The following is a 12,371-nucleotide window of genomic DNA, read 5'->3' as shown; positions in this document are numbered from 1 at the left end:
TAACCAGCTTGTTGAATGTAATATATGCCCAAAATCCTTCTCGTTACCGTTGGCGGTTCCTTCCAACCCATCGTCACCGCCATTCGCAGTTTACAACCTGATCGCATCATTTTCATCGCCTCTGATGGTGACAAAGGAAGCAAGTCACAAGTCATTGGTGAAGGAACGCCTTGCGAGGTGCGTCGGGGAACGGAAGTTATTGAAAGATTACCAAATATTCCCACACAGTTGGGTTTGGGCGATCGCTTTCAACCAGTGAAGGATTTAATTCTCGTCCAAAACCCCGACGATTTAGCAGAATGCTATCTCAAAATCCAGCAGTGCATTTGTCATCTCCAGCAACAAGCGCCTGATCATCAGATTATCGCTGACTACACTGGTGGGACAAAAACTCTATCTGCTGCTTTGGTATTGGCGGCGGTTGATTACGGGATTTCTTTGTATCTTACTATTGCCACCACGCGAGAAAATTTGGTGAAGGTGGAACGGGGAGAGTTGACGCGACTGGTGGATACGAGTTTTCGCACTTAAGGATTAGCTGATTGACACTCCCACGGCTTGAAGCCGTGGGATTCTTGGTTCATCGAGTCCACCTTTGCACCTAATTCAACCGTGAAATCAAGTGTTCGCCAACGCGCAACGCATTAGCCATAATCGTCAGCGTTGGACTAACCGCAGCACTCGATGGGAAGAAACTACCATCCACAACGTAGAGATTATCTACATCATGGGTGCGACAATTAAGGTCGAGAACAGATGTTGTCGGGTCTTCTCCAAAACGGAGAGTACCACACTGATGTGCCACCACTCGAATCGTCGTATTGCTATAAGGATAAATGCCCACCGGGCTGTTTGTATCTTTGTCTACTGCTTTGAGTACCTCTGTCCAATGATAAATCAGGCGGTCATGAGCCTCAACATTATTCGGCGTGTAATCCAAATGCAGCTTAGAACCATCCACGCGCACTCTATTGTTGGGGTCGGGTAAATCTTCCGTCTGCAACCACCAACCAATTGTACGCGATGCCAACTGCCGCAGCCCAAGCCCTGGCATGAATCTTGACAAAAGAGCCAACAAGGGCGGTGCTTCAGTCAGAATCATCTCCTGAAGAAGATTACCCGTATTCTGGATATGACCCATCGGATATTCAAAATCGGAGTATCCCCAGTAAAAATCGTGGAGGCAAATCGTCTTTTGGAACACCGCAGGATTGGGTGCGGGACTGAGTTGCACCACGGCTGACAGCAGGTGTTTCATGAAATTGCGTCCCACCTGATCAGAACTATTAGCTAGTCCGGTGGGGTGCTGTTCATTTGGCGATCGCAGCAACAACGCCGCCGAGTTCACAGCACCACACGCCAGCACAACAATATCACCAAAGAACAGATAAGAGTGTCCATTAATTTCCGCTTCGACGGCTTTGACTTCTCGACCAGACGGAGTAGTGTGTAAACGTACAACTTTAGCATCTGTCTTTAGTGTGACATTGGGGAACTCCAGGGCTGGAACAATTCCTGTTACCTCAGCATCACCTTTGCCATCAATCTTACAAGGAAACCCATCACAAGTTTTACAACGGATACAAAAACTCTCATCGGCATCGCTTTCATTGAGCTTTAAGCCCAAAGGCAGATGTGATGGATGCAGCCCCTGCTTAGAGATAGCATCGCAAATTTGCTGCATTCGGGGTTCGTGGCTTACCGGAGGAGAAGGGTAATCTTCGCTGCGAGGAGGTTCTGTTGGATCGTCTCCTTGTTTACCGTGAACAGAGTAAAGCTTTTCTGCTTCTGTATAGTATGGTTCAAATTCCTGGTATTTGACACACCACTCTGGAGAGGTGCCATCTTGATGTTGAACCTTCTCAAAATCCTTTTCCCGCATCCGCAGCAAAGCCGCACCATAAACCTTAGTGTTACCACCAACCCAATAATTAGTTTGGGGACGAAAAGGCTCTCCTGAAATGTCGTACCATTGTTCCTGAGCGTTATAGCGTCCTTTTCCAAACACCTCGACGGCATTCCAGTTTTCATTCTCTTTGGGCAAGAAATTTCCTCGCTCCAAGACGAGAATCTTCTTACCTGTGGGTGCAAGTTTGTGTAATAATGTACCTCCACCTGCACCTGTACCAACGATAATCAAGTCATAGTGCTGGTCATCAATAATCATAGATATTCTCCTCTCTTAAGGGTGTAGGGAAACAAGTAAAAAGGCAAAAGTCAAAAGTCAAAAGAGAATTTATTTCTTTTAACTTTAGGACTTACGCAAAAACTCTCTAAAACTCTTATTTCTTGGTGTCCTTTGCGTCCTTGGCGGTAGCCTGCGGCACGCCGCTACGCGTCTACGTTTCTTCATAATGCATGCGTAAGTCCTGAACTTTTAACTTTTCTTCATTGCCAGACATAAATGAGAACAAACAAAATAATCCAGATGACATCAACAAAGTGCCAGAACAACGATGTTGCATTCACACCAAAGTGACCTGAGTCATAATTGCCCGGAATGAACGAGCGAGCAAAAATAATCAATTGCAATATAATGCCGCTGAGAACGTGTAAACCGTGAAAACCAGTCAGCAAATAGAACATCCCACCGAAGACACCAGTGGTAAAGCCAAAAGCAAGGTTACTCCATTCAATCGCCTGTCCAACTAGGAAGTAAGTTCCCATGGCGATCGTTGCTAAAAGAAACAGGCGAAATTTATTCAAGTCGTGGCGTGCTAAAGCGCGTTCTGCCAAGTAAATCACAAAGCTACTCGCAACAAGAACCACCGTGTTGATGCCAGGTTCTTTAATTTCCAATCCAGAAACACCAGCCGGTAACCAGTCAGGAGTCGTTGTTTTGTAGACAATATATCCCGCAAAAAAACTCAAGAAAATTACACTTTCAGAGAGCAAGAACACAACAAAGCCGAACATCTTGTTGCCTTCTTCGTCGTGACTATGCTCATGCACAGGTTGCTCTAACTGTTCTGCAATGATAGAACTGTCCATTGATTGAATTCTCCTATATCTGCTAATGAAGGGTGTAGGGGAATACTGATGAATGACTACTTTCTCAGAACCCCAGTCCGCCTGCGGCTCCCCTCCTCGCTTGCGGGGAGGGGCTGGGGGTGGGGTTTTCGTGTTGTGGGCAATGAGACGGACTCGATATATATATAGCGCTTTTCATCTGAATGAAGTACAGATTTATCTGTGTCCATCTGTGTCCATCTGTGGTTCATTATTTCTTTGTGTACCTTACAAGGATTGCAAACCGCTATAAATGACTGCACCCAACACCCCACATCTTTTATTTGTGACCATTCGCTTCACTAGCTACTAACGGTTCAGACTTCCCGTAGCCGTATGGTTCAGAGACAACAACTGGAATTTCCTCAAAATTCTCTACCGGAGGTGGCGAAGAAACCATCCACTCTAGTCCAATTGCCCGCCAAGGATTTTGAGGAGCCTGCTTTCCATGCATCCAGGAAGCAATCATGTTGACAATGAAGGGCAAAGTGGACATTCCCAGCAAAAACGCCCCGATACTGGCAATAATGTTCCAGAATTCATATTCAGGAGCGTAAGAAGAAACTCGACGCAACATTCCTTGCAATCCTAATGGGTGCATTGGGAAGAAGTTGAGGTTAGTGCCAATAAATGCCAGCCAAAAGTGCAACTTGCCCCAGCTTTCGTGGTACATACGTCCAGTCATCTTGGGAAACCAGTGGTAAATAGCAGCGTACACTCCCATCGTGACTGTGCCGTAGAGGACGTAGTGGAAATGACCTACCACATAGTACGTATTGTTGACGTGAACATCAACCGGAACAGAGGAGAGCGTGATGCCAGTAATGCCCGCGAAGACAAACAATATTAATCCACCCAATGCAAACAGCATCGGTGTATTCAGTCGCAGCTTACCTCCCCAGATAGTTGCAACCCAAGCAAACACCTTAATACCAGTAGGCACAGAAACGAACATTGTCGAGAGCATGAAAATCATCCGCATCCAGCCTGGTGTGCCGCTGACATACAAATGGTGTACCCAAACCAAAGCGCTGACGCCAGCAATCAAGAGTGATGAAATTGCAACTACTTTGTAACCAAACAAAGGTTTGCGAGCATACACAGGAAACAGTTCGGAAAAAATCCCGAAGACGGGCAGAATGATGACGTAAACGGCAGGGTGCGAGTAGAACCAGAAAAAGTGTTGGAAAAGAATTGCATTACCTCCCTTCGCAGGGTCAAAAAAGCTAGTTCCAACCGTCAGATCGAACAGAAGCATCACCGCACCCGCAGTCAATGCCGGTAGTCCAAAGAGTTGGATAATCTGAGCGCTAAACACTGCCCAGACAAACATCGGCATCCGGAAGAATGTCATGCCTGGTGCCCGCATCTTGACAATAGTTGTCACAAAGTTGACTGCACCCATAATCGAGGAAACCCCCGATATTGCCACAGCCAAAAGCCAAACAAATTGCCCATTGATCAATTGACCTGACGGGTTTTGCAAACTGACGGGAGGATAAGACCACCAGCCCGCTTGTGCTGGACCGCTTGGGAGAAAGAAACTCACCATCAGCAAAATTCCGGCGATTGGAATCATCCAGAAGGCAGCAGCATTCAAGCGCGGAAATGCCATATCTCGCGCCCCAATCATCAGTGGCACAAGGTAGTTGGCAAGACCTGCCAGTACTGGGAATGTCCAACCGAACAACATCACCGTGCCATGCATGGTGAACATAGCATTGTAAACTGTGCGGTCAACGAGGTCTGATTCTGGGGTCATCAGTTCCCCTCGAATCACCATTGCAAATATGCCGCCAACAAGAAAGAAAATGAAAGCGCTAACAATATACTGGATACCAATGACCTTGTGGTCAGTGCTGAAGCTGAAGTATTGCTTCCAGCCTGTTGCAGTTTCGTGGTGAGGTTCCGCACCACTCATGCTGATGTCTTTGACAGAAATATTGGTCATTTGTCTTTTGTTTGTTGTTGATTGTTTATTGTTACTCCTGCCACGCTCGAAGATTACCTATTACAGCAGTTTTCACTTATTTAGACCACATTTTTAAGCGTTCTTCTTTGCGTTTTTGCGACGCCAGTCGCCTGCTGTCGGGAAAGCCGTCATTCGCGCTGGCTCGTCTTTGCGCGACACAAAAAAGGTCTATTTACTTGAAAATAGCTGTAACGAACCGCCAAGACGCCAAGAACGCCAAGGAAAAGATAAGTAATCTTGTGCCGGGAAGGGAGTAGTTGTTGGTTGTTGACTATTAACCATTAACTAATTGCTGTAATTGACTACAGGAGGCTGTGCAGGCTCAACCGTAGCCCAGCCAGTTTTGATAAGTCCCTTTGTTTCCTGGGTATACTCGGCAACTGCCTGATTAGGTGCAGGGGATGGCTTGTGCGTTGCTATTTCGGCAAGCCACTTATCGTAATCTTCAGGGGAATCAACAACTACATTCGCCTGCATCGTCGCGAAGTAAGTACCGCTGAATTGGGAATCGGTCAATTGATATTTGCCAATGCGGACGGGAGTGAATTCAAAGTCAATCTTGCGTTTGGGAATAATGTCTTGCTTAAGTCGGAAAGCAGGAATATAAAAGCCGTGGAGAACGTCTTCTGATTGCAGCGCCAAGCGAACGCGGTGATTGGCGGGTAAGTGCAATTCGGTACTGGTGACACCTTGATTTGGGTAGCGGAACACCCAAGCCCACTGTTTGGCATTTACCTCAATGTTTTCTACGGGTTGAGTTGGGGAGTTTACTGGCGCAGCATACGCTGATTCCATTCCCATTGGCATATGTAGGTGGACAACCTCCATCGGACCGCGAATTGCCATTTGCTCGTAAACTTGGTAGCTGTAGCCTGCAATCCATAACACGACCAAAATTGGAATAGCTGTCCAGACAACTTCCAGTGTGACATTCCCTTCAATCGGGGGACCATCTCTAAAGTCATACTTGCCTGCGCGATGGAAAGTCACGGAATACATCAAAGTTGCAGTCACTCCCAGGAAGATGAATGCGCCGAGTGTGACTAGAAAGCTAAACAAATCATCTATGAGTTGCGATTCTGCTGCGGCTTGTGGAGGAAGCCAGGAATAAGCCTGCTGCCCTATCCAGAGACTAACAGCAGTTAGGGCGATCGCACTTACAATTAATATCAAAACATTCCAGATTTTCATAGCAACAAAAGTCATTAGTCACTAGTCATTACTCACTAGTCATTAGTCATTAGTCATTGGTTAGTAGTCACTAGCACTCGTACAAATGACTAAGGACTAAAATCATTTACTTCAGCAAGGTGTTGGGGTCAAGACCCAATCGCAACAACATATCGGCGGTATTATGTACGCCAAACTCCGCAGCTAATTGCGCTCCTAGTGTTCCATGTAGATACATCAGCAACATGATTGTCACCCCAGAGAGCAGATAACTCCACTGCACTTGTTGGCTTTCGTTCTTGCACCAAACGTAGCGCTGTAATCCTCTCCAGACAGTCATACCAACAATCAGCGCTAATAAGAAGACACCACCGACACCATGCCAGAGCATTGTTTCCAGCGGGTGCAATCCCCAAGCACTCTTGAGATCAGATGGTGCTTCTGCCAGCATGATTTCGTAAAAGCCTGCTGCTACAGTAAAAAAGGTGATGATGGCTGAAGCCAGCATATTGAACCAGCCAACATCAAAGAAGTTCGACCGAACCACAGGAATTGCCAAAAATTTGAAGACTGGAGTTTGGAGGTGAAACAGTACACCAATGAAATCAAAGGCAATTCCAATGATGAACAAACCTAGGGTGAGATGAACCAAGTTTGGATGAATTGGTATTGCGTAGGGCAATCCGTTTGCGCCGAGATGCGTTTTTAATTGGTCAATAACTTCAGCATTCATTGCAACAACCCCTCTTTTAGTGCTTCAACAACTGGCACTGTATGCAGTCCATACACCCAAACGAGTTTGTCTCCGAGATACACTTGTATACCAACTAGAACTGTCAAAATAAATCCGATTGCAAGATACGAAAACGGTACTTTATATGGAGTGCGAATACGAATCACATAACGCCAAGCTGTAATCGCTGCAAGGATTCCTGAAAGCGACCAGCCAAGCAGTGTATGGAAATTCAGCACTGACTCAACAGCATCGTAAGGTTCTGCTAAGCCTGCTTCAAACTGACCAAAAATGATGGCGATGAAGATGGAAATTGTGGCGAAAAACATATTCCACCAACTCGCTTCAAAAAGACGATATTTACCTGTGAAAAAGCCAATAACATCGCAAACAAAGGCAAACAACACCATCGCAATTACGAAGTGTACAACGATGGGATGAATCGTATCGGGATACGGTAAATTGTGGTCGTTTAAAGCCGGAAGATACTCAAACATGGTGTTCTCCTAGACATATTTTCTGAACCATTTGCTATTTGAATACAGCAAATCATGTATTCAGCAAATACTGTTTATACTGAACTTTATCAGTCTAAATAAAGTGCAACTTCTACAACATTTCATGTCTGTCAATTTGTAACAGAATAACTTTTTCTGTAAGCCGCTGTGGAGAGTGTTTAATTGAAACCTACTGTATTAATAGGCTGAATTTTGAGCAATATGACACACAATAAACACGCGCAATGATTCCACACCTACTTTGAGGCTCAGATGCTCAATCATGACATAATGAAATAGACACAGGTTTTCAGTAAAAACCTGATTCAATCGCAGCCCCATGCCCAATAAATTTGCATTTTTGTGGTAAATTCTTCCCCTGGGCTGTTTACCACTGTTAGCTATCTTAAACTTATGTAATTAAAATTTATGTATCATCTGATAGTTTCATATTTTTTTTATTTTGTTAGAATAGACAAATAAAATCTGATTTATTCCTTCTGGCTTTTACAGCAGAATTCAGGAGTCAGAAGTCAGGAGTCAGAAGTAAAATTTCCTCTATATCTGGCTTTTGAGTTGAAAAGCTGTACCTCAAGAAAAATGCAATCTGCTGTATGAAAAATCTTCAGTAGTGTAGGGGAGCCAGTGCTGCAGGAGGGTTTCCCTCCGTAGGCATCTGGCGTTGGGCACTGCCAGTCAGATGCTACACATTATATGAGGATTTTAGTGGCAGTGCCCACCCTACGTGTGTTTCTGTAAGAAGTGGAAAAGTCCAGGGTACTGCAATCAGAATTCACATGAATATATTACAAATAAAATATTACAAACACATTAGGTTTTAGCCGACATTGTTGTGGACGCGTGAAAAACGCCATAACAGATTTTTGCTGTTCTTCTTTGCTGAAGCGAGAAGTACGGAGAAAAGCAGATGGCGATCGCCATGCGCGGGCGCTGCGCTACGAGTGCGATTGCATGATTGCACTGCGCTCCGCGCAATCGCGCAAGCGCCGCCTTCACAAGTTACATCGCTTTTCTACGGCTTTTCTAATAAAACCTTACAGTAAAGCGCGATCGCCCAAAAAAAATTTCTAGCCGTATACAGTATCGAGTCACCTCCACAAGCATTCGTTTCTACACTCCCACCTTTGGGGAGTTTGCGACGGCTGGACATTTTTTTATTAGATTTCCCTAACAACAGCAGTGTGACACTAATGTTTAATAATGATTATTATTATGCTAGCAAAGACAATTTTTATACATCGAGATTTAATTGAAATGGCAGCTCTTGAGCTTCATATACCGCACAAACGTGAACTTGTCATTGCTCTTATGGGCAAAGGGGGGACAGGTAAGACATTTATCTCACTGAGTTTGATCCAATCTTTGAAGAGATTGGGAGAAGCCATGATTGTTGCAGATGCAGACCCTAACAGGTCGCTGTCACGAATGCTTACTTCCCACTATCTTGGATATAAAGAAGAGGAACTTCAGGAACTTCCTCTAATCACTTTAGCTGAGAAGGACTTTTATGAGTTTCATGGACTCCGTCCAGAGCAAACTTATCGGGAGTTCTACAGTACTGGGTTCGATCAAGTCAAAAAATTCTCCATCACTCCAAAAGACTCATTTACCAAGAAATATGCAAGAACCCTCAGTGACGAACTTGCCCTTATGTCAGTCGGAACCAGTGCGCTGCGGATAGAAGAACTTTATTCCACCCGTTGTTCTCATGCGACACTTAACCCACTAAAAGCTTGGTTGGCACTGTGTACAAATGGGGTTGTGGTTCTCGACTGCGGCGGTGGAGAGGACTCAGGACGATTTGGTCTGCCTATAGGAACCCATGTCGTAATTGTAGTCGTTGAGGCAACACCCGACTCTGTGGCAATTTCAGAAGATATCCGCGCCATTGATGAAGAGTTGGGAATTCCAGTAGTGTATGTTTTGAATAAGTGTCTCAATCACTTCCCAGAAGTTGAGGCATTCGAGTCTAAATACTCAAACAGGATAGTTGGAAAAATTCCTTTTATGCCCTCTATTTACGGCAAGAACCCTCTTGATGTCTTTGACCAAGTCGAAGGAATCTCCAACCACATCCTAGAGGGGATTCTCTCTCTAAAATTGAGTTCTCCTGAGGAACGGTGGGCAAGAGTATTAAGGTGGCAAGACCGCTTGCAACGACAACGGGAGTTAATGAAAACTCAGCCGTTTAGTTTCTTAGCTTGAAGTATCTACTAACTCTAGATTTATTTATGCCCTAACTAAGGCTAGGAGAGGGAAGCTTCATCACAAGGTAAAGGCAGAAGATCAATAAACAGAATCCCATCCAGATGGTCAATTTCGTGTTGGATGACAATCGATAACATCCCATCAGCAGTCAGGGAAAAAGCACGATTTTCTCGGTCAAATGCTGAAAGAACGACTTGATGAAATCGCTTGACAACCCCACGCTGTCCTTGAATGCTGAGGCATCCCTCTTCTGAATCAATAACAAATTCTTGGTATACTATTTCCGGATTAATGATGCACAAGATATCCTTAGGTTCTATCTCCCTTGTCTTATCACCTAAAATGCGTTTTTTATTAACAACAAAAACTCTTTTGAACTTTCCAATCTGAGGAGCAGATAACGCCATCGATTCGTGTTCGAGCATTGTATCGACCAAATCATCAACCAAAGTTTGAAACTCTTGATCAAATTTTTCTACCAGAGTTGAACGTTGTCTTAATAAAGAATTCGGATGAGAGATAATTGGTTTGACTGCCATATAAATATTCAAAAGCAAGAAAGAATTTAGGTATCATATTTGTACTACCTCCACTCACCTTTTAAACATGAGTTTATTGGTGGTAGTTACAAAAGAGGAATATTATCTTACCATTTCCCATCTGGGCAGGTAGAAGCCTCAAGATTTGCCTTCACCATCATAAAACATCCACAGACGGTACAACGCTTTGCTGCCGCATCAAATTTATCGCAAGTTGCGCACATTTTCAGCCTTTCTTTAACCCTACTCCTGGAGGCGATAACTCTATCACCACATAACCCCTGATTAGCAGTTTCATATGCCTCGACAAGGAGGTTTTTCAGCATTTGATAATGGCTTGGATAGCTAGGTGGCGAAGGCTTTACCATCTGTTATCTCCTAATTATTTATTTTCATTTTTCAAGGTAATAGCATAACATGATCAATTAACAAAAATGTTATATTTTTCAAAGAAATACTAAAAAAATACCAAACAAATATGAGCAATAATATTTTGTAAACAGAAAATATAAAAATCTTCTTTTAGACTGATTTTCCATAATAGATATAGCTTCTGATGTTGACGAGTGCAAGAAATACTATCCAATCAGGAATTCGACCTTTAGCTATTAACAGAAATGTAGCTAGATATGTATAACTCAATACGGTTCAGTTAAGTTATGTGTAAACAATCACGTGTGTAGAGACGCGCCATCCGAGAGTTCTACATTGTGTTCCTGATAAGGGTTCTGGTCTTATCTGAACCGTATTGATGTATAACTTTATTGTAGAATTCTAAAATTAGGAAAAAGTACCTGAAGAAATACTCTTCTTCAAGTACTGAAATCATCGTCTCTCAAAAATGGTAATTATACAGCTTCTTAACCTACTAAGAAACGGGTAACTGGCACGAATTTATAGAAGGCGTACTCATACCATACAGTCCAAATAAAATCCCTAATCCAGGTAGTCCGCATTTTGGGACGAATTTGATAATCAAAAGAAGTATCAGTAGCGCCAACTCTCGCCATTGCATGGTTACAACCACAGCCATGCTCTTGGAAAAATCCGTGCTTAGAAGAAATGCTTTGCACCATTAGTTGGATAGGAAATACTTTTTGTCCATGCAAAGAAGCATCCCAAGCGCGAGCATTCTTTCTATCCTCTTCACTGAATCTTAATGGGCGAACTTCAGAAACTTCTTCTCTGTAGATAGGAGCAAGGTGTACGTGGTAAAAAGAAGCAGGAAGGTCATATCCAAATTCCTCAAACAGAGCTTTCCCAATTTCTATAATTTTCTTACGTTCAGCGTCATCTTGTTCCAGAGAAACTTCCTTCTCAATCAAGTCAAAATTAGGATACTTATTGACCTGGAAATCTTCGCCATAAAACTCAAGAGTTTCCCAGCCAAGATTGCCTAATATTTCACAAAAAGCTGGCTTGCGGTGTTGGAATTTTTCCGATTCATTGAATAAGTCAACATCACCATGAGACATTTTTTGAAGAAAAAGTTGTGCCATCTTCACATATGCTTGTGGATCGGAAAGCTTTGTGTTAGATTTCCCTGCATAAATGTTTTGCCAAGACTGAGGTAGGTGACTCACAGGTTTTGCCTGTTCACCTTCTATGAGGCATACATCTTCTCCAAAAGGTAACGAATTTCTGATGGTGGCGGACATATCTGCTTCGTTTACCTTACTTGCTGTCTTGTGCTCCATCAGTTCTTGATTGGCGTTTAGTGACATTTATCTTTCCTTTGTTAAGTCCAATGGTCAAGTGTAACCTAGCCGGATACATTAATAATCGTTCTCAAAAAGCATAGCAAATAAAAGCCAAATAATAACAGTGCCACTATTCCAAGAATTTGCATTCCGGTTTCGCCAACGAGGAGTTGGTAGTGTAGTTTGATTGCAAGCTTTCTGAGAGTGCGATTGCGCTCTGCGCAGTGCCCCGAATCGCAATCGCATGATTGCAATGCGCTTTGCGCGATCGCCGGTATCAGAAAAGGCAGGTTTCTTCTACAAACCTACCCCCTGTCACAGAGTGCGGTTGGAGGCTAGGGTTATTGCAATCGTCATCAGGAGACACAAAGATTCCACGCCTACCTTAAAGCTTACGATTTGGGGAAGTTGCAGAAATTCAACCTTGGCTGTTTCGAGTGGAACCACTCTTAGGAGAAAGTCTGAGTCACTTTTTGGGACGTTTTCGACGGGCAAATGAATTAACGCCTCGGGTTTAGGTAA

12 protein-coding genes are annotated in these 12,371 nt (G+C 43.7%); 3 read left to right on the top strand and 9 right to left on the bottom strand.

Annotated elements, in window-relative coordinates; genetic code table 11:
• Window positions 1-24: 24 nt before the first annotated feature.
• Entirely contained in the window at window positions 25-531 is a 507-nt protein-coding gene (locus ACM0OZ_RS21895) for a hypothetical protein (RefSeq protein ID WP_414584923.1), read from the top strand.
• Between the two features lie 70 nt (window positions 532-601).
• On the opposite strand, the gene ACM0OZ_RS21890 is transcribed toward ACM0OZ_RS21895, so the two are convergent.
• The 6 genes from ACM0OZ_RS21890 to ACM0OZ_RS21865 all read right to left on the bottom strand — a co-directional run bounded on the left by ACM0OZ_RS21890 (window position 602) and on the right by ACM0OZ_RS21865 (window position 7,381).
• Window positions 602-2,167: a GMC oxidoreductase gene (locus ACM0OZ_RS21890; RefSeq protein WP_414584922.1), complete on the bottom strand. Its 1,566-nt coding sequence runs from the start codon at window positions 2,165-2,167 to the stop codon at window positions 602-604.
• A gap of 221 nt (window positions 2,168-2,388) precedes the next feature.
• Window positions 2,389-2,991: a cytochrome c oxidase subunit 3 gene (locus ACM0OZ_RS21885; protein ID WP_414584921.1), complete on the bottom strand. Its 603-nt coding sequence runs from the start codon at window positions 2,989-2,991 to the stop codon at window positions 2,389-2,391.
• Between the two features lie 298 nt (window positions 2,992-3,289).
• Complete coding sequence (gene ctaD / locus ACM0OZ_RS21880) at window positions 3,290-4,960, bottom strand: cytochrome c oxidase subunit I (protein ID WP_414584920.1); 1,671 nt, start codon at window positions 4,958-4,960, stop codon at window positions 3,290-3,292.
• A 306-nt stretch (window positions 4,961-5,266) separates the two neighbouring features.
• Window positions 5,267-6,172, bottom strand: a complete 906-nt coding sequence (locus ACM0OZ_RS21875) for a cytochrome c oxidase subunit II (RefSeq protein WP_414584948.1) — start codon at window positions 6,170-6,172, stop codon at window positions 5,267-5,269.
• A 106-nt stretch (window positions 6,173-6,278) separates the two neighbouring features.
• Window positions 6,279-6,884 (bottom strand): DUF2231 domain-containing protein, encoded by a 606-nt coding sequence (locus tag ACM0OZ_RS21870; protein WP_414584919.1) that lies wholly within the window; start codon window positions 6,882-6,884, stop codon window positions 6,279-6,281.
• Complete coding sequence (locus ACM0OZ_RS21865; RefSeq protein WP_332990235.1) at window positions 6,881-7,381, bottom strand: DUF2231 domain-containing protein; 501 nt, start codon at window positions 7,379-7,381, stop codon at window positions 6,881-6,883. The genes ACM0OZ_RS21870 and ACM0OZ_RS21865 overlap by 4 nt, the downstream gene beginning before the upstream one ends.
• Before the next feature lie 861 nt (window positions 7,382-8,242).
• Here ACM0OZ_RS21865 and ACM0OZ_RS21860 point away from each other — a divergent pair.
• Both ACM0OZ_RS21860 and ACM0OZ_RS21855 read left to right on the top strand, forming a co-directional pair.
• Window positions 8,243-8,473, top strand: a complete 231-nt coding sequence (locus ACM0OZ_RS21860; protein ID WP_414584918.1) for a hypothetical protein — start codon at window positions 8,243-8,245, stop codon at window positions 8,471-8,473.
• Between the two features lie 141 nt (window positions 8,474-8,614).
• Window positions 8,615-9,607, top strand: coding sequence for a carbon monoxide dehydrogenase maturation protein (locus tag ACM0OZ_RS21855; RefSeq protein ID WP_414584917.1), 993 nt, complete (start codon window positions 8,615-8,617; stop codon window positions 9,605-9,607).
• 41 nt (window positions 9,608-9,648) lie between these two features.
• Here ACM0OZ_RS21855 and def read toward each other — a convergent pair whose 3' ends face one another.
• The 3 genes from def to ACM0OZ_RS21840 form a co-directional block, all read right to left on the bottom strand.
• Entirely contained in the window at window positions 9,649-10,149 is a 501-nt protein-coding gene (def, locus tag ACM0OZ_RS21850; RefSeq protein ID WP_414584916.1) for a peptide deformylase, read from the bottom strand.
• Between the two features lie 107 nt (window positions 10,150-10,256).
• On the bottom strand, window positions 10,257-10,517 hold the full coding sequence (locus ACM0OZ_RS21845) for a hypothetical protein (protein ID WP_414584915.1): 261 nt from the start codon (window positions 10,515-10,517) through the stop codon (window positions 10,257-10,259).
• Between the two features lie 492 nt (window positions 10,518-11,009).
• Complete coding sequence (locus tag ACM0OZ_RS21840) at window positions 11,010-11,873, bottom strand: hypothetical protein (RefSeq protein WP_414584914.1); 864 nt, start codon at window positions 11,871-11,873, stop codon at window positions 11,010-11,012.
• Window positions 11,874-12,371: the final 498 nt, after the last annotated feature.

Source organism: Scytonema sp. PCC 10023 (assembly GCF_963920835.1).
Lineage (GTDB): Bacteria > Cyanobacteriota > Cyanobacteriia > Cyanobacteriales > Nostocaceae > Kalymmatonema.
The sequence above is the reverse complement of the archived record's forward strand: the minus strand, read 5'-3'. Positions and strand labels throughout refer to the sequence as shown.

Coding starts and splice junctions, on each gene's coding strand:
- ACM0OZ_RS21840 (WP_414584914.1), bottom strand. CDS start 11,873: ATGTCACTAAACGCCAATCAAGAACTGATGGAGCACAAGACAGCAAGT.
- ACM0OZ_RS21890 (WP_414584922.1), bottom strand. CDS start 2,167: ATGATTATTGATGACCAGCACTATGACTTGATTATCGTTGGTACAGGT.
- ACM0OZ_RS21875 (WP_414584948.1), bottom strand. CDS start 6,172: ATGAAAATCTGGAATGTTTTGATATTAATTGTAAGTGCGATCGCCCTA.
- ctaD (WP_414584920.1), bottom strand. CDS start 4,960: ATGACCAATATTTCTGTCAAAGACATCAGCATGAGTGGTGCGGAACCT.
- ACM0OZ_RS21870 (WP_414584919.1), bottom strand. CDS start 6,884: ATGAATGCTGAAGTTATTGACCAATTAAAAACGCATCTCGGCGCAAAC.
- def (WP_414584916.1), bottom strand. CDS start 10,149: ATGGCAGTCAAACCAATTATCTCTCATCCGAATTCTTTATTAAGACAA.
- ACM0OZ_RS21845 (WP_414584915.1), bottom strand. CDS start 10,517: ATGGTAAAGCCTTCGCCACCTAGCTATCCAAGCCATTATCAAATGCTG.
- ACM0OZ_RS21885 (WP_414584921.1), bottom strand. CDS start 2,991: ATGGACAGTTCTATCATTGCAGAACAGTTAGAGCAACCTGTGCATGAG.
- ACM0OZ_RS21865 (WP_332990235.1), bottom strand. CDS start 7,381: ATGTTTGAGTATCTTCCGGCTTTAAACGACCACAATTTACCGTATCCC.
- ACM0OZ_RS21855 (WP_414584917.1), top strand. CDS start 8,615: ATGCTAGCAAAGACAATTTTTATACATCGAGATTTAATTGAAATGGCA.
- ACM0OZ_RS21895 (WP_414584923.1), top strand. CDS start 25: ATGCCCAAAATCCTTCTCGTTACCGTTGGCGGTTCCTTCCAACCCATC.